The organism is Hyphomonas sp. (assembly GCF_041398385.1).
Lineage (GTDB): Bacteria > Pseudomonadota > Alphaproteobacteria > Caulobacterales > Hyphomonadaceae > Hyphomonas.
Map to the genome: position 1 here is coordinate 249,187 of NZ_JAWKUW010000001.1, position 26,917 is coordinate 276,103.

Sequence of the window (26,917 nt, forward strand, 5' to 3'; positions counted from 1 at the left end):
CCCCTAGCTCTTTCAGGCCCGAAAATGCTTCGACAATTTCAGGCCCTGGCCCTGATAATTGGAGCCCTGGCCGCCATAGAGGCCCTTCGGCTTCGACACCATCGTCTCGTAGATCAGCTTTGCAACCGGCTGGCCATGCTCAAGGATAAACGGCACGTCGCGCGAGCGCACTTCCAGCACGGCGCGGCTGCCGCCGGTATTGGTGCCGAAACCCGGATCGAAAAAGCCCGCATAGTGTGCGCGAAATTCGCCAAGCTCCGGCGCGATGGGCGCCATCTCCGCCGCCTCGTTGGGGCCGACCTTCACGGTCTCCCGGCTGACAAGGATGTAGAATTCCTCCGGGTTCAGAACAATCCGGCCATCGCGCGGATAGACCGGCTCCCAGAACTGGCTCGCCTCATGCGCGCCGATGCCGCGCAGGTCGACCACGCCGGAATGGTGCTTCGCACGCCAGCCCGCCGGCTGGCCGGCCTCTGGCTGCAGGTCGATGGAGACGGTTTTCTCTTTCAGCATCTCCGGCTTCTTCCGCTTGAAGCGGATCTGCGCCAGCCGGTCGCCGGGGCGCACCATGATCGGAAACGTCCGCGGCGACACTTCCAGATAGAGCGGGCCGGAATAGCCGGTCGGCACTTCATCGAAGGCGCGGGACCGGTTGGTCACGAGGCGCGTGAACACGTCGATCCGCCCGGTAGAACTCTTCGGGTTAGCCCGTGCCGCAATGCCGGCCGGCAGGCGCAGCGATTCCTGCAGCGGCACGAGATAGACGCAGCCTGTCTCCAGCACGGCGCCTTCCTGCGTCAGGTCAATCCGGTGCAGATGGATGCCCGGTTCCTGCAGCATCTCGGACACCGTCCGGTCCTTGCCCGGCAGGAAGCTCGCGCGCAGTCGGTAGGCGTCTTCCGCAAGGCGCAGGTCGAGGCTCGCCGGCTGCACCTGCCCCTCGTCCAGCGGCCGATCGGAGCGGATGGCGCCATCATGCACCAGCGCCTCGATTTCATGATCCGGCAGAACGCCTGTATCCTGAGCCATCTCTTGCACCCCTCGCCGTCTCAGGCATAAGGGCGCAAGCAGGAAACACAAGGAATTTGCTGTCATGGCCGACGCATCGGGCGGAGACGCCAAAAAGGGCTGGAAACCGGCGACCCAGGCGGTGCGCGGCGGCCTCATGCGCTCGCAGCATGGGGAAATCTCGGAAGCCATCTATCTGACGTCCGGATATGCCTATGACAGCGCCGAACAGGCGATGCGGCGCATGGCCGGCGAAGAGCCGGGATTTGTCTATTCCCGCTATGGCAGCCCGACCTGCGAGATGCTGCAGCAGCGCCTTGCCCTGATCGAGGGCGCCGAGACCTGCCGCGTGACCGGTTCCGGCATGGGCGCGATTTCCTCGGCGATCCTTGCCCCGCTGAAGTCGGGTGACCGCGTGGTGGCCGCGACGGCCCTCTTCGGCTCGTGCCGCTGGATCATCGCCAACCAGATGCCGAAATATGGCATCGAGACCTGTTTCGTGGACGGGGCCGACATGGCGGCCTGGGAACGGGAAATCGGCAAGGGCTGCCAGCTGGTGCTGATCGAGAGCCCGGCCAATCCGCTGCTCGACGGCGTGGATATCGCCGCGGTGGCGGAGCTCTGTCACAAGGCGGGCGCGCTGCTCGTGGTCGACAATGTCTTCGCAACGCCGGTGCTCCAGAGGCCGCTTGAACTCGGGGCCGACGTCGTTGTCTATTCCGCCACCAAGCACATGGACGGCCAGGGCCGGGTCATGGCCGGGGCGATCCTGTGCGACACGCAGCGCATGACGGAAGTGTTCGATCCGTGGCTGCGCCATATGGGGCCTGCGGCATCGCCGTTTAACGCCTGGGTCGTGCTGAAGGGGCTCGAGACGCTGCAGCTGCGTGTGGAGGCACAAAGCCGCACCGCCGCGCGGCTGGCCGATGCCATTGCAGGCCATCCCGCCATCGTAGCGGTGCGCTACCCCCATCGGCAGGATCATCCGCATTACGACATCCACGCCCGCCAGATGCGGATGGGCGGCACCATGCTCGCTCTCTCAGTGAAAGGCGGACAGGACGAGGCGTTCCGCTTCCTCGACGGTCTGGAACTGGTCGATATCTGCAACAATCTCGGCGACACCAAATCGCTCGCCTGCCACCCGTCCACGACGACCCACCGGGCGCTCAGCGATGCGGAGCAGGCCTCCATGGGGCTCGACCGGTCCTGGATCCGTATGTCCGTGGGCCTTGAGGACGCGGATGATCTTGAAGCAGACCTCCTGCAGGCCCTTAACAAGGCATAAACGAAGAGCGGGCAATTTCACCGGATGGCTCGAAGGGCACCCCCACCACAATACGAACACGTCACCGACGGCGTGCGCATCCGCGTGCGCCCGAAATTCATGTACGACGAATCGGAACCGGCCGCGGGCCGATTCATGTGGTCCTACACGGTGGATGTCGAAAACGAGAGCGAGCACACCTGGACCATCATGCGCCGCCACTGGCGCATCGTGGATGCGCATGGGCGCCTGCAATCGGTGGATGGCGACGGCGTCATCGGCCAGACGCCGACGCTCGGCCCCGGCGAACGCTTCAGCTACACGTCCGGCGCGCCGCTGTCGGCCCCGTCAGGCCTGATGTCCGGCAGCTACGACCTCGTCGATGAAACGGGCGGCGAGCTGAAAGCCCGCATCCCGATGTTCTCGCTCGACAGTCCTTACGACACGTCCCGGCCCTGCTGACCGTCAGCCGGCGAGCGCTTTCTTGATCGCTGCGTCGATGGCCGGCTGGTTGGCGCCGGAAACGACCGTATCGCCGATGAAGAAGCCCGGCGTCCCGTCAACCTGCAGCGCATCGCCCAGCGAGATGACATCGGCAAGCTGCTTCTGGACTTCCATGGACTTCATGTCAGCGCGCAGTTTCTGCACGTTGAGACCGAGTTCCTTGGCGATGTCGTCGATCTTCTTGTCGGTCAATTCGTCGTTGGATTTCAGCTTCATCAGGGCGACGTGCATGCCATTGTACTTGCCCTGACGGCCTGCGGCGAGCGCGGCGAGCGCCGCATCATGGCTGATGCCGCCGAAGATCGGGTGCTCCTTGAACACGACGCGCACCTTGTTGTTATAGGCTGCCGGCAGGCTCTGCACCCAGTCGACCGACCGCTTGCAGTAGCCGCAGCGGTAATCAAAGAACTCCACGACCGTCACAGGCGCGTCTGCCGGGCCGATGGAGTAATCCGTAGGCAAATTGTAGAGCGCGTCCCAGTTGGCGGCGATCGCGTCCTTCACGGCCGTTTCAGCGGCAACCCGCTCACGCTCCGTAAGCGCATAAATGGCTTCCTCGATCACTTCCGGATGCGCCACGATGTATTCGTGCACGATCTTTTCGATCTCGGCGCGATCCATCTTGCCACCGGTCTGGGCACTATCGGCGCAAGCCGGCGTCAGGGCGAGCAGGCCAAGCGCTGTCGAGGCAAGCAGAGGGCGGATCATGGGCATAACCTTTCTGGTGCCCGGAAACGGGCCGATTCTTCATTACAGGAAATATAGACGCAATGTCTGTGCCGTCTATCAGGCCTGACAGAAAGTTGAACGCGTCACTGCGTCCCGCCCGAGACTGACAGCGACAGGCGCTGTCCGCGGCCCATACGATCGTAGAAGTCACGATTGTCGGGATTGCTGGGGTCGGTGATCAGCAGGATATCGTCGGCCCGGCGGTAGTTAACTGTGTTCTTGTCGAGCGATTCCACGGCCCGGTGCGCGAACATGTTGGCGCGCATCAGGTCGCCCACGGCATAGGCGGATTCGGCGGTGGCAAGCTGCGCTTCGGCGCGGCGTCCCTGCTTTTCGAGCGCGACGGCCAATTCCTGCCAGGCGAAGGCGTTATAGGGCTCGGCGATCAGCGCATCGCGCAGGGCGGATTCGGCCTTTTCGACATCGCCCGGCTCCCCGCGTGCGTCCAGCGAGCGGGCATAGTTGATCAGCAGCAGCGGCTGGCCGGGCATCAATTCCAGCGACTTCGCATGCGGCGCAACCGATTCTGCGGCGCGGCCACTCTCGAACAGGATCTGGCCCTTCAGTTCCCAGAAGTACGGATTGTCCGGCTCATCGACCAGCAGCGAGTCGATCGTGTCGAGCGCGACCTTGATGTCCGCAGCCTGCATCGCCGCGATCGCGCGGGCATAGCGGGCCGGTTCGCTCGTGTCCGTATCGGGATACTCCCGGCGCACCTTTCCCGGCGTGTCGAGGAAGCCGATCAGCTTGGCGCGCATCATGTCATACTGGTGCTGTTCCCGTTCCGTAGGCGGAACATCCCGCGTCGGGGATTCGTCGGCCAGCTGGCGCACATTGCGGATCCGGTCCGATGCCAGCGGGTGCGAGCGGAAATAAGGATAGCGCCGGCTCTCGGAAATCACTTCCTGCGCCCGGAACTTCTCGAAGAACTGGACGATGCCTTCCGGCGACTCGCCGATCTCGGTGAGATAGGTCACGGCGGCGGTGTCGGCCATTGCCTCTTCGGCGCGGGTGTGAACGAAGAAGTTGAGTGCGGCGAATTGCTGCGACGACCCGATCAGCGCGGCGCCTGCCCCGCCTTCACCGGCTGCGATCGCCAGGATGCCCAGCCCGATGGAAATGAGCGCCGGGCGCGAGGCAACATTGGCCGCGCGCGTCCGGCTGACCGAATGGCCGCAGGCGATATGGCAGGTCTCGTGCGCCAGCACGCCCTTGATCTGTTCCGGATTGTCGGCGGCGATAATCAGGCCGGTATGGATGTGGATGTTCTGCCCGTTCGCGACGAACGCGTTCAGTTCAGGATCGTTGATGACGTAAAGCCCGACATCCTTCGGATCGAGGCCGGCAACGGTGAGGATCGGATCGGTCCATTCCCGCAGCGTTTCCTCGATCTCCGCATCGCGGATGAGGCTCTGCGCCGAGGCTGAAACAGCCACGGCCAGCGAGGCGGCTGCCATCGCTGCGTACCGGGTGATGTGCCGGAAGGGTGTGCGCGCCATGTGCGGGCGTCTCCGTTTGCCGCCAGTCAATCCCTGAAACCTAAGGACCCGCGCCCCATCTGGCGAGGGGAAAGGCGCAGAATGACGTATTTGTCAGGTTCCGGCTGACGGGAAGATGAACGCAAGTGCCGGGTCCAGCCGGACGCCGACCTCTTCGCCCGGCTGCGGCGCATATTGGCGCGGCACCAGCGCAACGAGGCGATGCCCGCCCATATCCAGCACCACGCGGTGCATGGCGCCGGTCAGCTGGCTGGTCACAACGCGCGCTTTCACCGGCGCCGCGCCATCCAGCAGCACGCCTTCCGGCCGGACTGCCAGCTCATGCCCAACTGGCACATCTGCCAGCGCTGCGGGCACATCCGCCGCCTTCAGGCGCGTGATCGGGCCAAGCGCCGCGGCAACGTCGGCGCTCGCAGGGCTGAGATATACGTCCGCCGCCGGGCCTTCCTGCTGTAGCTTCCCCGATTTCAGGATGGCGACATGGTCGGCACTTTCCAGTGCCTCGACGGGGTCGTGCGTCACCAACAGCGCCGGAATCCCGGCCTCGCGCACCGCTTCCAGCGCCGCATCGCGCACATAGGAGCGCAGCGCCGGATCGAGGCCGGAAAACGGCTCGTCCATCAGGATCGCCGCCGGTTTCGGCGCAAGGGCGCGCGCAATGGCCACGCGCTGCTGCTCCCCACCGGAGAGTTCATGCGGATAAGCGCCTGCGCGCGCGGTCAGGTCCAGGCGCCGCAGCCAGGCTTCCGCCTCGGCAAGGGCCGCCTCCCTGCCGAGCGCCTTCAGGCCGAACATCACGTTCTGCAGTGAGGTAAGGTGCGGGAAAAGCGCAAAATCCTGGAAAATCAGGCCGATGCGGCGCTTGTCCGGCGCCAGCGTGCTCGACGGCGAGGACAAGACGCGGTCGCCGAGCCGGACCTCGCCGGTATCGACCGGCTCAAGCCCCGCGAACAGGCGCAATAGCGTCGACTTGCCTGCGCCGGACCCGCCGAGCAGCGCCGTGATGGCCCCCGGTTTCAGGGTCAGCGATACTTCGTCGACCACGGCCGTCGGTCCATAGCGGCGCGAAACGCCATGCGCGGAAAGGGCTACGGTCATGCGTCCAGCCCTGCCTGCTCGCCCGGCCGCGCATGCGACAGGCGCCACGACAGCAGGATCACGGGCACGAGACCGGCCAGCGTGATCAGCAGCGCCGGCAAGGCGGCCGCCGCCAGCCGCTCATCGCTGGCATAGGCATGCGCCCGCACCGCCAGCGTGTCCCAGTTGAAGGGCCGCAGCATCAGCGTCGCAGGCAGTTCCTTGAGGGATTCCACGAACAGGATCAGCGCCCCGGCGCTCGCCCCCGAAAGCGCAATCGGCAAGTCCACTTCCTTCGCCCGCCGCCAGGGCGAAGCCCCAAGGCTCTGCGCCGCCTGGCCCAGCGATGCCGGCGCCCGGTCGAGCGCCGCCACCATGGGCTCTGCGCCTGCCGCCGTGAAGCGGCTGGCATAGACCCAGGCGAGCGCGGCCACCGGCACAAGCCCCGTCAGCGTCAACCCCATGCCTCCCAGAACGACCAGCGCCCCGAGCGCCAGAACCGCTCCGGGGATCGCATAGGCCGAGGAGGCCGTCAGCCGGGCGAACGCAGCGCCAGGGCCTTTTCCGCGTCCGGCGAGCGCAATCACAAGCGCCAGCACAAAGGCGAAGACCGCCCCGCACCCGGCAAGGACCAGCGTATTCTTCAGCGCGTCCCAGATCGGCGCGATCTGCTCATGAGACTCGACTGCGCGCCAGACGAGCCGGCTGACCGGAAGGATGAAGCCGATGGTGAACCCGGTCAGGCAGAAGGCTGCCGCGAGCCATCCGGCGGCCCCGGACAGTTTTGTGCGCGAGACCGTGCGCCAGCGGGTCGAGCTCTGCTGGCTGCCGGCGCGCCCGCGGCTCCACCGCTCCGCCATCACGAGGCCGACGACCAGCACGAGCAGGATCACGGCGAGGCGCGCGGCGGCGGCGGGTTCGCCAAAACTCTTCCACGCCCGAACGATGCCGAATGTCAGCGTCGGCACGCCGAGATATTCCGCTGCGCCATAATCCGCGGCCGCTTCCATCAGCGCGAGCGCAAGGCCCGCGGCAATCGCCGGACGCGCCGCCGGCAACGCAACTTGCCAGAAGCTGCGCAGGGGCGAGGCGCCGAGGCTCCGCGCAGCCTCTAGTGCGCAAATGGATTGCGAGACAAATCCCGCCCGCGCGGTCAGGTACACATAAGGATAAAGCCCGCTCGCCAGCACGAAGGCGAGGCCCGGCAGGCTTCGCATCGACGGGAACCAGTAGTCCCGAGCCGCCCAGCCGGTCATGTCACGCAGCGCCGATTGAAGCGGCCCGCCGACACCCATCAGGTCGCCCCAGGCATAGGCCAGCACATAGCCGGGCGCCGCCAGCGGCAGGATCAGCAGCCATTCAAACGCCGCCCGCCCCGGAAACTCATGCATCGTCACCAGCCAGGCCGCCGGCACGGCAAAGACGAGCATGAACATGGTCGCCAGCATCAGCGTGCCCAGCGTCCCGCCAAGATATGGCACCATCAGGGTGTCGCGGATGTGCTGCCAGGCCTCGCCACCGCCGGTGAATACGGCTGCCAGCAGCACGGAGATCATCGGCACGGCGATGATCGCACAGGCCAGCGCCGCAGGACCATCCGCCGGCCTGAGGCTCAGGCGGAACGGCAAGACCCGCCGCGGAAGAGGAAGCCCCGCCAAACCTGCCTCAGTTCCAGCCGGCGCGGTCGTAGATTTCCTGCGCTTCCGACTGGTACGTACCAAGATCGTCCAGCGGGAAGTCGCTCTGGCGGAAGTCCGGAAGTGCCTCCAGGCCTTCGGGAAGCTCTGCACCGGCAATGATCGGGTATTCCCTGGTTTCCTTTGTCAGCCAGCTCTGGCCGAGCGGCGTTGCCAGCCATTCGAGGAATTTCTCCGCATTCGAACGATTGGGCGCATGCGCGGCAATGCCGGCGCCGGTGACGTTGACATGCGTGCCCCAGCTTTCCTGCTCCGGAAAACTCAGCGCCACTTTCGCGGCGGCCGCCTGTTCCGATGGAGAGCCGTTCGCCATGCGAACGTAGTAATAGTGATTGGTCAGCGCGACGGAACATTCTCCCGCCGCGATGGCCTCGATCTGGGTCGTATCGCCGCCCTGCGGGGGCCGAGCGAAATTCGCGACAACGCCGCTCGCCCAGGCCTGCGCCGCGTCATGGCCGAGACGCCCGATCAGCTCCCCCATCAGCGAGAGATTGTAGATATTTGTCGACGACCGCATGCACACCTCACCTTTGAAGCGCGGATCGGCGAGGTCTGCATATTCGGAAACATCCTGAGGCGAGACGCGCTGGGGATCGTAGGCGATCACGCGGGCGCGCCGCGCGAAGCCGTACCAGTAACCGTCCTCCTGGCGGAAGTGTTCAGGAATCGCGGCCTTCAGCGTTTCCGATTCGAAGGGCTGCAGCAGGCCCGCCGCTTCAAACCGGTACAGTGTCCCGGCATCGGACGAGATAACGACATCGGCAGGGCTCGCCTCGCCTTCAGCCTTCATGGTTTCCAGCAGTTCCGGCGCACCCGATTCCCGGAAGCGGACATGGATGCCCGTCTCGGCCTCGAATTCCTTGTACATCTCCTTGTCGGAATCATAGTGCCGTGCCGAATACACGTTCAGCACGCCCGGCGCCGCTGCATCAGCGGCTGAATCTGCACCGGCTGTGCCTGATTCAGAGGAAGGCCCCGCCGGATTCCCGCATGAGGCGAGCAGGAGTGCGGCGGCAACGAAGGACAGGCGAATTCCGGGCATTTTTTTTTACGGGCTTTCTGTGACTTGCGGCCATGAAACACGTTTGAGAATAATTCGCAACAAGCGGATGTCGCGACTTTTTGCCCGTATTTTGCACTGCGGCAAAATATCCGTCTCCCAAAGAGGGAATGGGCTTCAATGCCGGGCGGGTTTGGGCTTACCTTAGGGGAAATCCCGGGGAACATTGGGAATGGTGGATATGAGTGACATCGTAGTGACTGTCAGCCTGACATCAGCGGAGGAGGTCGCACTTCTTGCGACCGTCGTCGACGCGTTCATCGGACAGGCCCTTGGCCGGGGCAAACAGCTCGCCGAAGCACCGGATGTCATGGTGCAGACTGCGTTCACGCCGAATGGAGATGTCTCCAAGAAGCTGATCTTCCAGGACCGCGGCTGGGCCGATGCCTTCCTCGATCTCTGGGAGCACGAGAAACTGCAGGCTGCGGAGGCCTGAACGTTCACAGCGTGCCGCAAAGGGCCTAAGGACGGCCTATGACTTTGACCGCACGCCCTGCCAATCCGACAGCTCCGCGCGTCGCCATCATCGGCGGCGGCATTATCGGCCTGTCCTGCGCCTTTGAGCTGGCCATCCGGCGCAGCGTGCCCGTCACCCTGTTCGATCCGGCCCCGTTCGGGCGCGGCGCCAGCTGGGCCGCCGCCGGCATGCTCGCCCCCGCCTTCGAAGCCGCCGCCGAAGAGGGCGCCCATCCGCACCTGTTCGACCTCTGCCATCACGGCGCGGAACTCTGGCCCGCTTTCGCCGCAGATGTCGGCCAGGCAGCGGGCACGAACCTCGGCTTCAGCGCCGGGCCGTCGCTCGCCCTCGCCTTCGACCAAGACCAGACCGCCGACCTGCACCACCTTGCCCGCGCCCTCGACGAGCGCGGCATCGCGCATGAGGAACTGCGCCCGGTCGTGGCACGCGAGACCGAGCCGGCCATTTCGGAACGGCTTGTCGCCGCCCTTCATCTGCCTACGGATGGGCAGGTCGACAACCGCGCCGTCGTCACCGCCCTGATCGCGGCCCTTCAGGCCTGCCCGCACGCAACGCTCCGCAACGAGGCCGCACCGCTGGAAGATAACGGCAAGGGCCTCCACCTGCCGGGCCATGACGCCATCCTCGTCACGGCAGGCTGGAACACCGCCGCCGTGAAAGTGCACCAGAATGGCGATCTCTTCAGTCTGGTGAACTGGGACACGTCGCTCGACGAGATCAACTGCATCGGCGGGCAGATGATGTCCGTCGCCTGCGGGCCGGACCTGCCGAAAATGACGCTTCGGTGCGGCCCTATCTACATCGCACCGAAAGCAGACCGCGTCATCGTCGGCGCCACGATGGAGCCGGGCATCGCCACAGCGGCGCCCGAGCCGGACAAGATCGCCCAGCTACGCGCCGATGCTGCGCGCCTCTGCCCGGCCATCGCCGAGGCACCGGAACTCGAAACCTGGGCCGGCATCCGCCCCGGCACACCGGACCGGGCCCCGCTGATCGGCGCCACCGCCACGCCCGGCCTCTTCATTGCCGCCGGACACTACCGGAACGGCATCCTGCTCGCCCCCATCACGGCACGGATTATGGCAGACCTGATCCTCGGCGGTCCGGTCATGCCGCTCGCCCGCGAATTCCGGCCGGACCGGGCCTATACCACAGCCTGACCCGGAAAATCCGCCGCCGGAACTTGCAATCCGGACGGCCGCACCTTAGGTCCACCGCTTCCGAGCAAACCCTGAAGGAGGCCGACATGAACAACGCACCGCTTCTCGCCCTGCGTTCCAACTCCATGTCCCGGCCTTCTCATGACCTCCTTCCTCACGCTCGATTCCCTTTCTCTCGCCACGCCTGACGGTACGCCGCTCTTTGACGGGCTGACCCTGTTGGTCGGCCGCGAACGTGTCGGCCTTGTCGGCAACAACGGTTCCGGCAAATCGTCCCTGCTGCGCGCCATCATGGGCGGCTATCCCGTTGCCTCCGGCAATATCCACACGTCCGGCACGATCGGCATGCTGCAGCAAACGCTCGACCCGCAGCTGGACCTTGCCGGCGCACTTGGCGTCACTGAAGCGCTTGCCTGTCTCGATCGGCTGGAACGTGGCGACGGCAGTGTCGAGGACGCCGCAGCCGCTGACTGGATGCTGCCGTCACGCATCGAGACAGCGCTCGCCGATACCGGCCTGTGCGACATGGCCTTGTCCACACCCGTCGCCCGACTGAGCGGCGGCGAGCGCATGCGCGTCGCCCTCGCACGCCAGCTGCTTGAAGCGCCGGACCTGCTGCTGCTCGACGAGCCAACCAATAATCTGGACACGGATGGCCGCGCGGCCGTCATGGACATGATGCGCACCTGGCCCGGTGGACTCCTGATTGCCAGCCATGACCGCGCCCTGCTGGAAGGAGTCGACCGGATCGTCCATCTGTCCACGGTGGGCATCACACTCTTCACGGGCGGATGGAGCGCGTTTGCCGAGGCCCGCGCCGCCGCGCTGACCGCCGCCGAGACCAGCCTGACCCGCGCCGGGCAGGATCTTCGCCGCACCGAGACTGCGGCCCAGCAGGCGCGTGAACGTCAGGACCGCCGCGACAAGGCCGGCCGCGCCGCCCGTGCAATGGGCGATGCGCCCAAGATGCTGCTCGACAAGCGCCAGGAGCGCGCCGAAGCAAGCCGCGGGCGCGGCAGTGCCCTCGCCATGCGCCAACGCACCGAAAGCGAAAATGCGTTCGACGCCGCCCGCACCCGTATCGAAATCCTGACACCGCTGAGCTTTGACCTGCCTGCCTGCGGCCTGCCGACCGGCCGGCGCCTTGTTTCAGCGGAGCGCCTCGAAATGTCCTTTGGCGGGCGCCGCCTGTTCGGGCCGCTGGACTTCACCCTGACCGGTCCGGAACGCATCGCCATAAGGGGCGCCAATGGCGCCGGCAAATCCTCACTGCTGCGCCTCATCCTCGGCGAGCTTCAGCCCACCGCCGGCACCGTGACCCGCCATACGGAGCGCATCGCCCTGCTGGACCAGCATGTCAGCCTGCTGCACCCGGACGAGACCATCCTCGAAAACATGCAGCGCCTGAACCCCGCCCTCAGCACGAACGAGGTCCACGCTGCCCTTGCCCGCTTCGGCTTCCGCAACACCGACGCCCTGCAACCGGCCGGAACCCTCAGCGGCGGGGAGCGGCTGCGCGCCGGCCTTGCCGCCGCCTTCTCTCAGGCCGAGCCACCCGAACTCCTCCTCCTCGACGAGCCGACCAACCACCTCGACCTGCGCACGATCGAAGCCCTCGAATCCGCCCTGGCCGCCTATGACGGCGCCCTGCTGGTCATCAGCCATGACGAGGCCTTCCTCGACGCTGCTGGCATCCAGCGCACAATCTGCTTTTGACGCGACGTCCGGTCAGCCGCGAGGCTGGACGCGCCCCGCCGCCCGGCCTAAGTCTGCCGCCATAAGAGGAGACACCGGATGTACCAGATCGCGCCGATGAGCGAGGACCAGGAGGCCATCAAGGCCGCCGTCGAGAAAACGCTGGAGCCGTTCGACGACGACTACTGGGGCAAGGTGGACGAGACCGGCAACTGGCCGGAAGAATTCTGCGACGCCATGGCCGCCGGCGGCTGGCTCGGCATCGCCTTCCCGGAGGAATATGGCGGCGCAGGTCTCGGCCTCACCGAAGCGGCGCTGATGATGCAGACGGTCACGCGCACAGGCGCGGGCTTTTCCGGCGCCTCCGCCATCCACCTCAACATCTTCGGCCCGAAACCGCTCGAGAAATTCGGCAATCCGGAGCTGAAACAGGACAGCCTGCCCAAGATCATTTCCGGCGAGGAGAAGATGTGCTTCGCCGTGACCGAGCCGAATTCCGGCCTCGACACGTCGAGCCTCGAGACAAAGGCCGAGCGCACCAATAATGGCTATGTCATCAATGGGCGCAAGATCTGGACGACCGGTGCTCAGCGTGCGGACAAGATCCTGATCATCGCGCGTACCACGCCGAAGGACCAGTGCGCCAAGCCTCATCTCGGCCTGTCCCTCTTCTACACCGATCTCAACCGCGACCGGATCGAGGCGAACCCGATCCCGAAAATGGGCCGGAAGGCGGTGGAGTGCAACACGCTCTTCATCGACAATCTCGAAGTGCCGAAGGAGCACCTGATCGGCGAGGAAGGCCAGGGCTTCAAATACCTGCTTCAGGGCCTCAATCCCGAGCGCGTTCTTTTCGCCGTGGAATCCATCGGCCTCGGCTTCGCCGCGCTGGAACGCGCCGCGCGCTACGCGAATGAACGCGTCGTGTTCGGACGGCCCATCGGCCAGAACCAGGGCATCCAGCATCCGCTGGCAAAGTCGTGGGCGGAGCTTTCCGCCGCCGAACTGCTCGCCTACAAGGCCGCCGGCCTTTACGACAAGGGCGAGGAGTGTGGCGCCGAGGCGAACGCCTCGAAATACCTTGGCACCGAGGCCGGCTTCACCGCCTGCGAAACCGCCGTGCTGACCCATGGCGGCATGGGCTATGCCAAGGAATACCATGTCGAGCGGATGATGCGCGAAGCCATGCTCGCCCGCATCGCCCCGGTCAGCCGCGAGATGATCCTGAACTTCATCGCCGAGCGTGTGCTGGGCCTGCCGAAAAGCTATTAGGTCAGGTCCACGCCGCGTCAGGCCTGGTCCCCTACGGTACCCAGACGCCGCAGGGGCGTGTCCGGCTTGTCCGCGCCGCACGCCGCCAGGGCCGTCATAACGACCATCTGACATCTCCCCGCACCAGCAGCCATCGGCCCATCCGAAGATGTCATTCAGCTTCAACGGACATTTTGCCCTTGCCCCGCCAATAGAAATTAAAGCATCTGGCAGGCGCCCCTGACAACAACGCAGCAATGCGAGCCATAAGACATGACGATTGAACTTCCCGACCGCCTCTCCGTCGATCCCGACAGCCCGTTCCACGATGCAGACCTGCTGCAGAACGAGATCGGCGTGCGCTTCAACGGTGCCGAGAAGACCAATGTGGAAGAATACTGCATCTCCGAAGGCTGGATCAAAGTCGCCGCCGGCAAGGCGCTCGACCGCAAGGGCAAGCCGCTAACCCTGAAACTCAAGGGCACGGTCGAAGTCTGGATCAAGGACAAGCCCGAAGGCTGATCCCTTCCCGCCGCAGGCAACTCGCACTAGGCTGGCCTTTCCAGGGAGGGCCACCCCATGACGCTATTCATCGCCGGACTTGTCATTTTCTTCGGCACGCACGTGTTTTCCGCGTTGCGCTCGCGCGAACCGGGCAAGGATCTCAAACAGAAGCTCGGCTACGGGCCCTATATGGGCCTTTACAGCCTCGTCTCGCTTGCCGGCTTTGTGCTGATCTGCATGGGCTTCGGCGCAACGCGCGGCGCCGGCATGCTCTACACCGCCCCGGACTGGGGCCGGTATGTGAACTATGCCCTGATGATCCCGGCGCTGATCCTTCTCGTCGCCTCGCAGCTGCCCCCCGGCCACATCAAGAAGGTGGCAAGGCACCCGATGCTGGTTGCGGTGAAGCTCTGGGCGCTGGGGCACCTCCTGTCCAATGGCGAGCTGAATTCGGTGATCCTGTTCGGCAGCTTCCTCGCCTATGCCGTGTTCGACCGGATCATGGTCAAACGCCGCGGCGACAACGGGCCTGCCCCCGGCATTCCCCTGAACGCCATGAACGATGCCATTTCGGTGGTTGTCGGGCTCGTCGCCTATGCGGCGATCGCCCACTACCTGCACCCGATCCTGTTCGGCGTTCCGATCCGCTAGGCGGCGTGCGTCAGGGCTGGCGCCATCCATGGATCGGCGCCAGCAGCATCATGACAAGGCCATAGGGGAACAGCGCCCCGCGGCCGATGTCGAAGCTCGCCAGATAGGTCGCGAGATCCTGCCTCAGCAGGCCCAACGCGAAGGCGGACTCGATCATGAGCAGCAGCACAACACCGCCGATTCCGGCCACGATGGACGCCGAACGGCTTTCAGTACCGCGTCCCAGCCAGAACCCGACCATGCAGACAGACCCCGTCACCAGCGGGAACTCGATCCAGTGTCCCCAAGGCTCGCCAAACAACGGGATCAGTAACATCTGCCGCAGGGTGCCGAAGGCGAACCCGATACAAAACGCGGCCACGCCATACTCGATGGCAGTCTTCAATCCTGGTAATCGCATTGTCCCCTGACCCGGCACCATTTGTCCCCTGGGCGCCTTCATGCATTGTTTATACCATGATTTCTTGCCGCGACGCTGGCAAGCGGCTAAGCCCCGTGACATGTCGAAGCAAACCCGCACCGCCCGCAAAACCGTCAAGGACATCGCCGCCGCCAAGGGTGGGACGCCGCTGGTCTGCCTGACGGCCTATGACGCCCCGACGGCCGCCCTGCTGGACCCGCATTGCGACCTGCTCCTCGTCGGCGACAGCGTCGGAATGGTGGTGCACGGCCTGCCCTCCACGGTCGGCGTGACGATGGAAATGATGATCCTGCACGGCCAGGCGGTCATGCGCGGGTCCGAACAGGCCTTTGTTGTCGTCGACATGCCCTTCGGCAGCTATGAGACCAATGCCGACCAGGCCTTCCTGAACGCCGCGCGGATCATGAAGGAAACCGGCTGCCAGGCCGTGAAGATCGAGAGCGGCGCCTATGCCGCCACCCAGATCGCGCATCTTGTGGAACGGGGCGTTCCGGTCATGGGCCATGTCGGCCTGCGCCCCCAGGCCGTCAATGTCGACGGGGGATTCCGGGCCAAGGGCCGCAGCCAGGCAGAGCGTGACCTCGTCCTGAAGGAAGCCCATGCGGCCGAGCGCGCCGGCGCCTTTGCCATCGTGGTGGAAGGCGTTGCCGAAGACCTCGCCGCCGAAATCACCAGGGAAGTCAGCTGCCCGACCATCGGCATCGGCGCGTCGGCGGCCTGTGACGGCCAGATCCTGGTCACGCCGGACCTGCTGGGCGTGTTTGAATGGACGCCGAAATTCGTCCGCCGCTATGCCGATCTGGGCCCTGCAATCTCCGAAGCGGCCGCCGCCTATGCCGCCGACGTGCGCGGGCGCAGCTTTCCGGGCAAGGCGGAAACCTATTCCATTGCCAAACCCGATTCCAAAGGCCTGCGAAAACCTGAGCCGTAACAGCGCGAACACGTTGCAGCCAGCGGCGGCGCCGTCTAGGTTCCCGCCAGATTTGAGTACCCGTCCGGAGCGCCCCCTTGAGCGATATTTTTGAAGAAGTCGACGAGAGCATTCGTCAGGACAAGATCGAGTCCCTTTGGAAGCAATACCGTCCGTTCGTCTATGTTGGCGCGGCGCTGCTCATCGGGTCCGTGGCCCTCAACGAATTCGTGCTGCGGCCTGCGGCGGAAAAAGCCAAGGCCGCCCGGGCGATGGAGTTGGAAACGGCGACCACGCAGCTGACCGAAGGCGACTTTGCCGATGCAGAAGCGTCGTTGCGGGCGCTCGCCGAAGGCAACACGTCCCTTGCGCCGCTTGCATCGAACTTCCTGGCCCAGACCCTGTACGAAGGCAGCGGCGATGCGGCTGGTGCGGAAGCGGCCCTGACGGCCGCCGGTTCGGCAGACGGTACGCCGTTCGAACGCCTCGCCCTGCTCAAGGCCGCCTATGCCAAGGCCGACACGATTTCGCTGGAAGAGCTGGAAACCCTGCTCGGCAGCCTGAAGGAAGACAATTCCGCAATGGGCGCGCTCGCCCGCGAACTGGTGGCAGCCAAGGTCTATGCCAGCGGCGACATCGCCCGCGCCCGGACAGAGTTCAACCGCCTCAAATTTGACGCGGCCGCTCCGGAAGGTGTGCAACGGCGTGCCGAAATTGCGCTGGCGGCCATTCCGACACCTGTTGCGGATGACACCGCGCCTGAAAGCACACCTGAAAGCACCCCGGCACCAGCCGATGAAACCGAGGCTACCGAGGAGACCGGCCAATGATGCCTTCCCGCAAGATCCTGCTCGCCGGCGCAGCCATGGCGCTGTTCGGCCTGACGGCCTGCTCCAGCCTGCCGGACTTCTCGAACCGCAAGAAGAAAGAGGCTGAAGAGGCCGACAAGGCAGGCCGCATCACCATGGTCCTGTCCGAGGACAGTATTGAAGCCGATCCCGGCCTTGCCACTGAAGAAATCGTCCTGCCCGATGCGGTCGCGATCGATGCCTGGACCGAGGCCGGCGCCAATGCCGCCAAAGTGGTTGGCCACGTTGCGGCAGCGCCCGAATTCAAGGTCGCCTGGCGCACCGGCGTCGGCAAGGGCTCTGACAAGAAGTCGGCCCTGTCGACCCCGCCGGTCGCTTCGTCCACCACCGTCTACACACTGGACGCCAGCCAGACGATCGTTGCGACCGATCTCGCTAACGGACGCCAGGTCTGGAAAAAGACGCTGAAAGGCCTCACCAAGCGCGACAAGTCCGGTCTCGGCGGCGGCCTCGCCCTTGACGGCGACACGCTGATCGTCGCCAGCGGCTACGGCTATGTTGCGGCCCTCGACGCCAGCAACGGCGCGGAGAAATGGCAGCACCGCCTCGACGGCCCGATGACCGGCGCCCCCACCATCAAGGAAGGCCGCATTTTCGTTGTGTCCAACAATAACGAAATCTATGCGCTGAACTTCGAGACGGGCGAGACTGAATGGTCCGACCAGGCGATTTCCGAAACGGCCCGCGTGCTTGGCAGCCCCAGCCCCGCCGCAGTGGAAGACTTCATCATCGTGCCTTACTCATCCGGCGAAGTGATTGCCTATCTCGCCTCGAATGGCCGACGCCTCTGGTCCGATGCCATCTCGCAGGCTGGCCGCTTCACGCCGATTTCGGAAATCAACGACATTGGCTCGCGCCCGGTTCTCGCCGGCGGCCTCGTCTTCGCGTCAAGCCAGTCCGGCATCACCATCGCCATTGACGGGCGCAGCGGCGGCCGGGTCTGGACCCAGCCGATCGGCTCCGTCCAGGCACCCGCCCTCACCGGCAAGGAAATGTTCGTGATCGGAACGGACGGCAAGCTCGCCTGCCTCAACAGCGCAACCGGTAACGCCTACTGGGTGGTTCAGCTGCGCCAGTACGAGAAAGAGAAGAAAAAGAAGAAGCGGATTTCCTATTCCGGTCCGCTTGTCGCCTCGGGCCGCATCATCGTCGCGTCTTCGACCGGCGAACTGCTTGCCTTTTCGCCGCAGACGGGGGAACAGGTCGGCTCGCTGAAACTCAAGGACAAGATTTATCTTGAGCCCATCGCCGTGCAGGACAAGATCCTTCTGCTGACGGATGATGCCAAACTGATCGCCATTAAATAGGGGGCAGCGCCGGCAAGGCGCGCGCCTCGGAAACCATCTTCGGGCCCGCCATGCCGCTGAAACTCGCCATTGTCGGACGTCCGAATGTCGGAAAGTCCACCCTCTTCAACCGGCTCGCCGGCAAGAAGATCGCGCTGGTCGACGACCAGCCGGGCGTTACGCGCGACCGCAAGGAGGCCGAAGGCCACCTCGCCTCCCTTCCGCTGACGCTGATCGACACGGCCGGATATGAGAGCGTGCATGATGACAGCCTCGAGTCGCGCATGCGCGACCAGACCGAGGCCGCGATTGCCGAGGCGGAACTCGCGCTCTTCCTGGTCGATGCACGCACCGGCATCACGCCGGACGACGAAACATTCGCCATGCTGCTGCGCAAGTCCGGCATTCCGGTCGTGCTGGCCGCCAACAAGGCCGAAGGGCGCCAGGGCGAGGCCGGCGTGCTGGAAGCCTGGACGCTCGGCTTTGGCGAGCCCGTCGGCCTCTCGGCCGAACACGGCGAAGGCTTTGCCGAACTGTTCGAAGCGATCCGTCAGGCCCTCGGCCCGGAAGCCTTCGAGAAGGCCATGGAAGAGGCTGAGCCGGATTACGAAAAGTCCGGCGGCGATGACATCCTCGAAAAGCTCGCCCATATCGACATCGAAGACGAAAACCTGTCCGACGACGACCTCGTCGCAGCCATCGAGGAAGCCGATGTCGACGTCGAGCCGGAAGCGCCCCGCGCCGACAAGCCGGTCAAGCTGGCCATTGTCGGGCGCCCGAACGCCGGCAAGTCGACCCTCATCAACCAGCTGCTGAAATCCGACCGCCTGCTGACCGGGCCGGAAGCCGGCATCACGCGCGACTCCGTCACGCTGGACTGGGAATGGGAAGGCCGCCGCGTCCGCCTCGTCGATACGGCGGGGCTTCGCCGAAAGAGCAAGGTGCAGGAACGGCTGGAGCGCATGTCGACGGCCGAAACCATCCGTTCCCTGAAATATACCGAGATCGTCGCGCTGGTGATGGACCCGCACGATGCCCTCGAAAAGCAGGATCTGCAGATCGCGGACCTGTGCCTGCGCGAAGGGCGCGGCCTCGTGCTCGTTGTCTCAAAATGGGACACGGTGAAGGATCCGGATGCCGCGGCGAGACACATCCGCGACATCGCCAACCGCCTGATGCCGAATGCCGGCGGCGCGCCGGTCGTGTTCCTCTCCGGCCTCACCGGAAAGCATGTCGACAAGCTGATGCCGGCGGTGCTGCAGGTCCACAAGGACTGGACGGCGCGGGTAAAAACCGGCGACCTCAACCGCTGGCTGCGCCACACCGTCGAGCGCCATCCGCCGCCGAGCGTGCAGGGCAAGCGGATCAAGCCGCGCTATATGGCGCAGATGAAGTCACGCCCGCCGACCTTCGTGCTCATCGCCTCACGCGGCGACCAGATGCCGGAGACCTACAAGCGCTATCTGATCAATGAGCTGCGCAGCGATTTCGACCTGCACGGCGTTCCGATCCGTCTCTTCGTGCGCCAGGGCAAGAACCCTTACGCCGACAAACCCAGCGGCTTCCGCAAGCCGGACTGGAAAATCCAGCAGCAGAAGAAATCCGGAAAGCCCGGCTGAGGGAACACCGGAAAGTTATTCGCATGCGAGGGCGCCGCGCGTATAGGAAAGCAGACGCATTCGAGGAGCCCCGCCATGAACCAGATCCAGGACATCGTGAAAACCTATTACGGGGAAACCCTTTCCGGCACGAAGGATCTGAAGACCGACGCCTGCACCACCGCCGATCGTCCGGCCCCACACGTCTCCGCCGCCCTCGCGGCCGTGCATGACGAGGTCGCCGGCCGCTATTATGGTTGCGGCCTCGCCATCCCGGCCGTGCTTGAAGGCCTGAAAGTGCTGGACCTTGGCTGCGGCGCCGGCCGGGACGTTTTCGCACTCGCAAAATTGGTCGGCCCCACGGGTCATGTCACCGGTGTCGACATGACCGATGCCCAGCTCGACGTCGCCCGCGCGCACGAAGCCTGGCACGCGGAAAAGTTCGGCTATGCGAAACCCAACACCCGCTTCGTGAAAGGCTATCTCGAACAGCTCGGCGAGCTCGACCTTGAGCCCGGCAGCTTCGACCTCATCATCTCCAACTGCGTCATCAATCTGTGCACAGACAAGCCGGAAGTCTTCCGCCAGGCGCACCGCCTGCTGAAGCCCGGCGGCGAACTCTATTTCTCCGACGTCTATGCCGACCGCCGCATCCCGGCCGAGCTTGCCGCCGATCCGGTCCTCTACGGCGAATGCCTCTCCGGCGCGCTCTACTGGAGCGATTTCGGCCGCATCGTAAAGGACGCTGGCTTCATCGATCCACGCACGGTCGATCACCGCCGTCTCGGCATCGTCGACCCGGCCCTGAAGGACAAGCTCGGCCCGATCCGCTTCGCCTCCGTCACCGCCCGCCTCATCAAGCTCGCCAGCCTCGAAACCGCCTGCGAGGACTATGGACAGGCGGTGATCTACAAGGGCGGCATCCCCGGTATGGAGCAGGTGTTCACCCTCGACGCCGAACACGCGATCGAGGCGGGCCGCGTCTTCCCCGTCTGCGGCAACACGCTCGCCATGCTGAAGGAAACGCGTTTCTCGCCCTGGTTCGATGTCGTGGGCGACGGTGCCACGCATTACGGCCTCTTCCCCGGCTGCGCGGCACCGGATGTCTTTGCCGAAAGCGGCGTGGCAGCGGCCCCCGCCTCGCCCGGCGGCTGCTGCGGCTGACGTCCGGGCCAATCGCCTCCCCTTTACGGCCCCCTCAGGATAATATATAGATATCTATGTATTTGGTGGAGACGCAACGATGGTGTCACGACGGGCCCTGCTGATTACGGGTGGCGCCAGCATTCTGGTCCTTGGTGCGGGCTATGCGGGCCTCGCAGCGATGAGCGGTATCGCGCCAGCGCTGGAGCCCTGGCGCCAAGCCACTGAAGGCTTCGGCGACGTGCGCCTCAATGCGGCGGCCTATGCGATCCTCGCGCCCAACCCGCACAATCTTCAGCCCTGGATGATCCGCCTCGACGGAGAGGACAGCCTCACCCTCTTCTGCGACCTGGAGCGCCGCCTGCCCGAGACCGACCCGCCGGACCGTCAGACCACGATCGGTCTCGGCGCTTTCCTCGAGTTGCTAAGGCAAGCCGCCGCCGAACAAGGCTACCGTGCCGACATCATGCCCTTCCCCGAAGGAGAACCCGGCGACCGGCTGGATGCACGCCCTATCGCCCGGGTGATATTCACCGAAGATGCCGCCGTCGCCCGCGATCCGCTGTTCGGCCTTATCCTGCGGCGGCGCACGGCCCGCGCGAAATTCGATCCGGCAAAGCCGGTCGCGGAAGACATCCGAAATGACATGGCAACCGAAGCGCTCGCCCTGGCCGAACTCTGGGGCTGCCAGATCGGCACGAGCTGTGAGCCAGACACCGTCAGCTGGCTGAAAGATGTCTGCAAGCGCGCCTGGGAAATCGAACTGCGCAAGCCGGAAGCCTGCCACGAAAGCTCCGCCTTGACGCGCATTGGTGCAAAGCAGGTGATTGCCAACCCCGATGGCATCTCCCTTCACGGGACCATGATGGAAGCCTTCGGCATGGCGGGCATGCTGACCCAGGAAAAGATGGACGTGGTGGGGTCGACCGCCTGGAACTCGACCAAATCCTTTTATGACGGCCTGATCGACAGTGCGGCGGGTTTCGCCTGGCTGAACACCAGCACCAATACCCGCGCCGACCAGCTTGCCGCCGGCGCGGCCTGGGTCCGGCTGCAGCTGGCCGCGGCCTCGCACGGCGTCGCCTTCCACCCGCTGTCGCAGGCCCTGCAGGAATTCCCGGAAATGGACGGTCCGTTTGCGGAAGTGCATGATCGCATCGGCTTCGCGGCGCCGTCGCGCGTGCAGGGCCTCTTCCGCCTCGGCTACACGAAGCAGCCCGGCCCGGCGCCTCGATGGCCACTCGAGTCGAGGATCCTGACATGACTGCCCGCACAAAAAAGGCCCCCGCTGCCGCCGGCATGCGCGGCGACCCGCTCGAATTCGCGGTGCTGACGGAAATCTCGATCATCGCGCACCTCGCCGACACGGCGTTCGCCCGTCTCCTGCCGGACGGCCTGACCACGGCCCAGTTTGCGGTACTGAACCACCTCATGCGCCTCAACGTGCGCCAGACCATCGGCGAACTCGCCGGCGCCCTGCAGGTGTCCCAGCCGACCATGTCGTCGACCGTCCGCAAGCTGGAGGAAAAAGGCCTGATCGCCCTTGAGGCCGATCCCGATGACCGCCGGATCAAACAGGTCGGTGTCACACGCGCCGGCGCAGCTGTGCGCGCAAAGTCGATTGCAACGCTCGACAGGTCACGCGCCCAGCTCGATGCGCTGACGCCGGACGAGTGGCAAAAACTGCTGCCGCTGCTCCGCAAGTTGCGCATCGCATTCGACACGGCACGCTGACGCCCGAAAGCGCTTACTCGTCGCCGCGGTCCACGCTGCCGCGCAGGGATTTGACCTCGCCGCGGCGTTTCTTGGCGGCGATGCGGCGGCGTACACTGCCCTGTGTCGGCTTTGTCGCAACGCGGCGCTTCGGCTTCACGCTGGCCTTCAGGATCATCGCCGCCAGCCGCTCGCGCACGGCCTGGCGGTTCATCAGCTGGCTGCGATGCGCCCCGCTTTCCAGCACCAGCCGGCCGTCATTGGTCATGCGGCTGGCAAACAGCTTGCGGAACCGCTCCTTGATGTCGGCCGGCAGGGAAGAGGCATCGACATGCCAGGTCAGCTGCACCGCGGTGGACACCTTGTTCACATGCTGGCCGCCGGGACCGGACGCGCGTACAAAGGCTTCCGACAGTTCCCAGGCGGGTACAGTCAGGCTGTCGGATACTTTCAGATCGCCGAATTCGGACATGGACGAACCTTAACACCCCGTTCAGTGACCGTTCAGACCACCGAATCTAGGTTTGCCCTAATGCGCAATGCGCGGAAACCTGTCAGCCCACATGCCAGTCACGGCTGCGGGCCATCAAATGGAGGCCTGGCCTGCCAATGAACGTGATGAAGACTTTTTCGAAGGTGCTCGCAGCGCTGGCTGTCGGCGGCCTCACCCTCGCCCCGATCGCAAACGCCGATCCGGGCCGTGGCAACAGCGATCACCGCCGTGGCGGTGACTATCGCGGCGGAGACTATCGCGGCGATCGCGGCCATGACCGTGGCGGCTCCTGGAACGGCTATCGCCGTGACGGCCATCACGATTACCGTGGCGGCGACTATCGCGGCCGTCGTGATGCCTACCGCTATGACCAGCGCCACCGCCCGAACTACTCTTACCGGGCGCCACCGCCGCGCTATTACGCCCCGCCGCGCGTGCACTACAGCTACCGCACCTATGGCTACAATTACGGGCCCTACTATCGCAGCGGTTATGTCTCGCCCTACGCCATCGGCGGCTATTACCGCCCGCGGCCGAACACGATCTACATCAATGATTACGCCGCCTACGGGCTCTATGCCCCGCCGCCCGGATATTACTGGGTCCGCGACTATGACCGCGGGGACGCCATCCTCGCTTCGGTCGCCACCGGCGCCATTATCGGCCTCGTCATCGGCGCACTTGCCTACGACTAGGCCGGTCGGGCTCCCCTGCCCGCTTGGTGAACGCCCGGATGCCCCGCATCCGGGCGTTTCTCGTTCATCACGGGAATTTGGACCAAAAAGTCTCCATCTTAACTTTGTGGTGGCGCAAATCGTGCTTAACTTCGATTCGTCCGGGGTGGTCCTGGACCAAGTACGCGCCTGTTGCGCGCCTGAAAGGAGGTGATCCATGTCGAGTGAGAAACCAGGTGAGGCCGAATGGTCTGAATCCTATGGTGTCTGGCTGGAGCAGCCTCTGATCAGCGCCTAGAGATTTGTGCCGGCGCGCTGCGATGCCGCCGGGACCATTGTCCTCAAGGGACTCACGGGAGCCGCCCTCATCTGGGCGGCTTCTTTGATTCTGGTCCCCCGTTGCACTTTGCACTGGCGTTAAGGGTTCGCGGCGGGCTCCAATTCGGCTATCTGGCTTGCCTTAACCAGCAGGGAGCCCGCCCATGACCGTCCTCACCCACGCCGCCTCCGGATGGACCATCGGGACGGGAACGCCCCTCGCCGTGATCGCCGGCCTCAACGTGCTGGAGGATGAGGGCCTCGCCCTCGAAGTCGGCGGGGAGCTGAAGCGCATCTGCGCTGGCCTCGGCCTGCCCTATGTGTTCAAGGCGAGCTTCGACAAGGCGAACCGGTCATCCATCAAATCCTATCGCGGCCCCGGCATGGAAGCGGGCTTGAAAACGCTCGCCAGCGTGAAGGCTAAGCTCGGCGTGCCGATCTGCGCCGACCTGCACGAGCCCGGCCAGGCGGAGCCGGTGGCCGAAGTCGTCGACATCGTCCAGATCCCCGCCTTCCTCTGCCGCCAGACCGATCTCGTCGTCGCCACCGCCCGCGCCACCGCGAAGGCCGGCGGCATCGTGCAGGTCAAGAAGGCCCAGTTCATCGCGCCGTGGGACACGAAGAACATCGTCTCCAAGATCGGCGAAGCGGCGGACGTCGGCGTCATCCTTTGCGAGCGGGGCTCGTCCTTCGGCTATAACAATCTGGTCGTCGACATGCTGGGCATTCCGGAAATGCAGAAGCTCGGCTGCCCCGTTACCATCGACGCGACCCATGCCGTGCAGCTGCCGGGCGCCGACCCGCGCACCGGCGGCGCGTCCACCGGCGGACGCCGCGAGGGCGTCGCGATCATCGCCAAGGCCGCCATCGCGGCGGGCGCCGACGGCGTCTTCCTCGAATTCCACACCGATCCGGATAAAGCCCTCTGCGACGGGCCGAGCTGCCTGCCGGTTTCCTCTGCCGAAGGCCTGCTGACCACGCTGAAGGCGCTGCACGAGGTCGTCGCCGCCTGATCCGATGACCCGTGTCCTTCTGTTCAACAAGCCCTTTGGCGTGCTCTCCCAGTTCACGGACCGGGGCACGGCCGGCTCGAAGCGGCGCACCCTGTCGGAATACATCAAGGTGCCGGACGTTTATGCCGCCGGGCGCCTCGACCAGGATTCCGAAGGCCTCCTGATCCTGACAGATGACGGCGCGCTGCAGCACCGCATCGCCAATCCCGCCAACAAGATGCCCAAGACCTATTGGGCGCAGGTGGAGGGCCTCCCCGATGAGGCGGCCCTGCAGTGCCTGCGGGATGGTGTGGCCCTTTCGGACGGCCTGACCGCCCCGGCAGAAGCCCGCGCCCTGCCTGAACCGGAAAATCTCTGGCCGCGCGACCCGCCGATCCGCTTCCGCAAATCCGTGCCGGACAGCTGGATCGAACTGACCATTACAGAAGGCCGCAACCGGCAGGTGCGCCGCATGACGGCGGCCGTCGGCCACCCGACGCTGCGCCTCATCCGCGTGCGCATCGGCGACTGGACGCTCGGCACGCTGCAACCCGGTGACTGGTGCGACGGAGAGGCACCTCAAATGCCTTCACAGCGCAGCCGAGGCAGGCTACGTCACTAGGGCTGGGGACGCCTCCATGAAGGGGAAGATCATGGAACCCGATATCGCTCTGACCCAGGTCTCGGCCTGGTGGGATGCCAATGCGCCGGGCTGGGCGAAGGACGCCTTCGCCTATCTTCAGTCCATCTGGAATGAAGGCGCCTATGGCCTGACCTATGGCCAGATCATCACCATCACCGGCATCATCCTGTTCTCCCTGATGGTGCGGGGCCTCTTCGCGCGCACCTTCGTGCGCTGGATCACGCGGCTCGCCTCCGGCACCAAGACCAAGCTGGACGATGTTCTGGTCAAGGCCATCGCGACACCCCTGAAGATCGTGCCGGTGATCATCGGCATCTATATCGCGCTGCAGGTCGCCCATATCGACCCGACTGCGGAAATGTATGCGAACAAGATCATCCAGTCGGTCGTCACGCTCGCCGTGTTCTGGACGCTGTCGCGCGCCGTCAACGCGTTCGAATATGTCTTCACCAGCCTGAAGGACACGCTGTCGGCCGCCGTGGTCGACTGGATGATCAAGGCGCTGCAGATCATTCTCATCATCCTCGGCTTCGGCGCGGTCGCCGAACAATGGGGCATCGCGATTGCGCCGCTGATCGCCGGCCTCGGCGTCTTCGGCATTGCCGTCGGCCTCGGCGCGCAGGATCTGTTCAAGAACCTCATCTCGGGCCTCCTGATCATTTCCGAAAAGCGCTTCGTGCCCGGCGAATGGATCCAGGCGGATGGTGTGGTCGAGGGCACGGTGGAGAAGATCAATTTCCGCTCCACCCTCGTGCGCCGCTTCGACAAGAGCCCGGTCTATGTGCCGAACAGCGCGTTGTCGGATGCTGCGGTGACGAACTTCTCCCGCATGACCCACCGGCGCATCAAATGGGTGATCGGTGTCGAATACCGCACCACGGTCGACCAGCTGAAATACATCCGCGACGAGATCGAAGCCTGGCTGTGGAATGACGACCGTTTCGCCAAGCCGCCGGAAGCCGCCCTGTTCGTGCGCGTCGACAATTTCAACGCAAGCTCCATCGACTACCTCATCTACACCTTCACGAAGACGAAGGACTGGGGTGAGTGGCTGGCGATCAAGGAAGAGTTCGCCGTGGCGATCATGCAGATCATCGAGAAGGCCGGCACCGGGTTCGCCTTTCCCAGCCAGACGATCTACCTGCAGGAAACCGACCCGCCCGAGATCATGGCGCCGCCCGCGCGCAGCGAAGGTGTCGAACGCGCCCGCCAGCGGATCGCGGAGGCCCAGCGCCGCAAGGGCATCGGCGAGGCAGACGACGAAGGCTGAGGCGGCC

27 protein-coding genes are annotated in these 26,917 nt (G+C 65.0%); 19 read left to right on the forward strand and 8 right to left on the reverse strand.

What is annotated here, in order from left to right; genetic code table 11:
* Positions 1-12: 12 nt before the first annotated feature.
* On the reverse strand, positions 13-1,029 hold the full coding sequence (locus R3C13_RS01235; protein WP_371308971.1) for a 2'-deoxycytidine 5'-triphosphate deaminase: 1,017 nt from the start codon (positions 1,027-1,029) through the stop codon (positions 13-15).
* Between the two features lie 64 nt (positions 1,030-1,093).
* Between R3C13_RS01235 and metZ the strand changes: the two genes are divergently transcribed.
* Complete coding sequence (metZ, locus tag R3C13_RS01240) at positions 1,094-2,296, forward strand: O-succinylhomoserine sulfhydrylase (protein ID WP_371308972.1); 1,203 nt, start codon at positions 1,094-1,096, stop codon at positions 2,294-2,296.
* Between the two features lie 24 nt (positions 2,297-2,320).
* Positions 2,321-2,737, forward strand: a complete 417-nt coding sequence (gene apaG, locus R3C13_RS01245; protein ID WP_371308973.1) for a Co2+/Mg2+ efflux protein ApaG — start codon at positions 2,321-2,323, stop codon at positions 2,735-2,737.
* Positions 2,738-2,740: 3 nt separating this feature from the next.
* Here the strand turns inward: apaG and R3C13_RS01250 are convergent, their stop codons facing one another.
* From R3C13_RS01250 to R3C13_RS01270, 5 genes are all read right to left on the reverse strand, one after another.
* Positions 2,741-3,487, reverse strand: coding sequence for a DsbA family protein (locus tag R3C13_RS01250; protein WP_371308974.1), 747 nt, complete (start codon positions 3,485-3,487; stop codon positions 2,741-2,743).
* A 104-nt stretch (positions 3,488-3,591) separates the two neighbouring features.
* Entirely contained in the window at positions 3,592-5,007 is a 1,416-nt protein-coding gene (locus R3C13_RS01255) for a M48 family metalloprotease (protein WP_371308975.1), read from the reverse strand.
* A gap of 93 nt (positions 5,008-5,100) precedes the next feature.
* Positions 5,101-6,105, reverse strand: a complete 1,005-nt coding sequence (locus tag R3C13_RS01260) for an ABC transporter ATP-binding protein (protein ID WP_371308976.1) — start codon at positions 6,103-6,105, stop codon at positions 5,101-5,103.
* Complete coding sequence (locus R3C13_RS01265) at positions 6,102-7,712, reverse strand: ABC transporter permease (protein ID WP_371308977.1); 1,611 nt, start codon at positions 7,710-7,712, stop codon at positions 6,102-6,104. The genes R3C13_RS01260 and R3C13_RS01265 overlap by 4 nt, the downstream gene beginning before the upstream one ends.
* Before the next feature lie 37 nt (positions 7,713-7,749).
* Positions 7,750-8,694 (reverse strand): extracellular solute-binding protein, encoded by a 945-nt coding sequence (locus R3C13_RS01270; protein WP_371308978.1) that lies wholly within the window; start codon positions 8,692-8,694, stop codon positions 7,750-7,752.
* A gap of 328 nt (positions 8,695-9,022) precedes the next feature.
* Between R3C13_RS01270 and R3C13_RS01275 the strand changes: the two genes are divergently transcribed.
* From R3C13_RS01275 to R3C13_RS01300, 6 genes are all read left to right on the forward strand, one after another.
* Positions 9,023-9,277, forward strand: coding sequence for a hypothetical protein (locus R3C13_RS01275; protein ID WP_371308979.1), 255 nt, complete (start codon positions 9,023-9,025; stop codon positions 9,275-9,277).
* A 38-nt stretch (positions 9,278-9,315) separates the two neighbouring features.
* Positions 9,316-10,479, forward strand: a complete 1,164-nt coding sequence (locus tag R3C13_RS01280) for an FAD-dependent oxidoreductase (RefSeq protein ID WP_371308980.1) — start codon at positions 9,316-9,318, stop codon at positions 10,477-10,479.
* Positions 10,480-10,620: 141 nt separating this feature from the next.
* The gene (locus R3C13_RS01285) at positions 10,621-12,195 is read left to right on the forward strand and encodes an ABC-F family ATP-binding cassette domain-containing protein (protein ID WP_371308981.1); all 1,575 of its coding nucleotides are present in this window, start codon (positions 10,621-10,623) and stop codon (positions 12,193-12,195) included.
* Between the two features lie 78 nt (positions 12,196-12,273).
* Positions 12,274-13,446 (forward strand): acyl-CoA dehydrogenase family protein, encoded by a 1,173-nt coding sequence (locus R3C13_RS01290; RefSeq protein ID WP_371308982.1) that lies wholly within the window; start codon positions 12,274-12,276, stop codon positions 13,444-13,446.
* Positions 13,447-13,698: 252 nt separating this feature from the next.
* Positions 13,699-13,947, forward strand: a complete 249-nt coding sequence (locus R3C13_RS01295) for a DUF3297 family protein (protein ID WP_371308983.1) — start codon at positions 13,699-13,701, stop codon at positions 13,945-13,947.
* Between the two features lie 57 nt (positions 13,948-14,004).
* On the forward strand, positions 14,005-14,580 hold the full coding sequence (locus R3C13_RS01300; protein WP_371308984.1) for an NnrU family protein: 576 nt from the start codon (positions 14,005-14,007) through the stop codon (positions 14,578-14,580).
* A gap of 10 nt (positions 14,581-14,590) precedes the next feature.
* Here R3C13_RS01300 and R3C13_RS01305 read toward each other — a convergent pair whose 3' ends face one another.
* A complete protein-coding gene (locus R3C13_RS01305) occupies positions 14,591-14,965 on the reverse strand; it encodes a hypothetical protein (RefSeq protein ID WP_371308985.1) in 375 nt (124 codons plus the stop codon).
* Positions 14,966-15,080: 115 nt separating this feature from the next.
* Between R3C13_RS01305 and panB the strand changes: the two genes are divergently transcribed.
* The 7 genes from panB (at position 15,081) to R3C13_RS01340 (ending at position 22,541) form a co-directional block, all read left to right on the forward strand.
* A complete protein-coding gene (panB, locus tag R3C13_RS01310; protein ID WP_371308986.1) occupies positions 15,081-15,932 on the forward strand; it encodes a 3-methyl-2-oxobutanoate hydroxymethyltransferase in 852 nt (283 codons plus the stop codon).
* A gap of 77 nt (positions 15,933-16,009) precedes the next feature.
* On the forward strand, positions 16,010-16,741 hold the full coding sequence (locus tag R3C13_RS01315; protein WP_371308987.1) for a hypothetical protein: 732 nt from the start codon (positions 16,010-16,012) through the stop codon (positions 16,739-16,741).
* Positions 16,738-18,087 carry a PQQ-binding-like beta-propeller repeat protein gene (locus tag R3C13_RS01320; protein WP_371308988.1) on the forward strand — a complete coding sequence of 450 codons (1,350 nt, stop codon included), beginning with the start codon at positions 16,738-16,740 and terminating at the stop codon, positions 18,085-18,087. The genes R3C13_RS01315 and R3C13_RS01320 overlap by 4 nt, the downstream gene beginning before the upstream one ends.
* A gap of 50 nt (positions 18,088-18,137) precedes the next feature.
* Positions 18,138-19,685 (forward strand): ribosome biogenesis GTPase Der, encoded by a 1,548-nt coding sequence (gene der / locus R3C13_RS01325; RefSeq protein WP_371308989.1) that lies wholly within the window; start codon positions 18,138-18,140, stop codon positions 19,683-19,685.
* 75 nt (positions 19,686-19,760) lie between these two features.
* Complete coding sequence (locus tag R3C13_RS01330) at positions 19,761-20,828, forward strand: methyltransferase domain-containing protein (RefSeq protein WP_371308990.1); 1,068 nt, start codon at positions 19,761-19,763, stop codon at positions 20,826-20,828.
* A 79-nt stretch (positions 20,829-20,907) separates the two neighbouring features.
* Positions 20,908-22,071: a twin-arginine translocation pathway signal protein gene (locus R3C13_RS01335; protein ID WP_371308991.1), complete on the forward strand. Its 1,164-nt coding sequence runs from the start codon at positions 20,908-20,910 to the stop codon at positions 22,069-22,071.
* Entirely contained in the window at positions 22,068-22,541 is a 474-nt protein-coding gene (locus R3C13_RS01340) for a MarR family winged helix-turn-helix transcriptional regulator (protein ID WP_371308992.1), read from the forward strand. Before R3C13_RS01335 ends, R3C13_RS01340 begins: the two co-directional genes overlap by 4 nt.
* 13 nt (positions 22,542-22,554) lie before the next feature.
* On the opposite strand, the gene arfB is transcribed toward R3C13_RS01340, so the two are convergent.
* The gene (gene arfB / locus R3C13_RS01345; protein WP_371308993.1) at positions 22,555-22,992 is read right to left on the reverse strand and encodes an alternative ribosome rescue aminoacyl-tRNA hydrolase ArfB; all 438 of its coding nucleotides are present in this window, start codon (positions 22,990-22,992) and stop codon (positions 22,555-22,557) included.
* 137 nt (positions 22,993-23,129) lie between these two features.
* Between arfB and R3C13_RS01350 the strand changes: the two genes are divergently transcribed.
* From R3C13_RS01350 to R3C13_RS01365, 4 genes are all read left to right on the forward strand, one after another.
* Entirely contained in the window at positions 23,130-23,708 is a 579-nt protein-coding gene (locus tag R3C13_RS01350) for an RcnB family protein (protein ID WP_371308994.1), read from the forward strand.
* A gap of 461 nt (positions 23,709-24,169) precedes the next feature.
* Positions 24,170-25,018: a 3-deoxy-8-phosphooctulonate synthase gene (gene kdsA / locus R3C13_RS01355; protein ID WP_371308995.1), complete on the forward strand. Its 849-nt coding sequence runs from the start codon at positions 24,170-24,172 to the stop codon at positions 25,016-25,018.
* A gap of 4 nt (positions 25,019-25,022) precedes the next feature.
* On the forward strand, positions 25,023-25,619 hold the full coding sequence (locus R3C13_RS01360) for a pseudouridine synthase (RefSeq protein ID WP_371308996.1): 597 nt from the start codon (positions 25,023-25,025) through the stop codon (positions 25,617-25,619).
* Positions 25,620-25,635: 16 nt separating this feature from the next.
* Positions 25,636-26,910 carry a mechanosensitive ion channel family protein gene (locus R3C13_RS01365; protein ID WP_371308997.1) on the forward strand — a complete coding sequence of 425 codons (1,275 nt, stop codon included), beginning with the start codon at positions 25,636-25,638 and terminating at the stop codon, positions 26,908-26,910.
* The last annotated feature ends 7 nt before the right edge of the window (positions 26,911-26,917 follow it).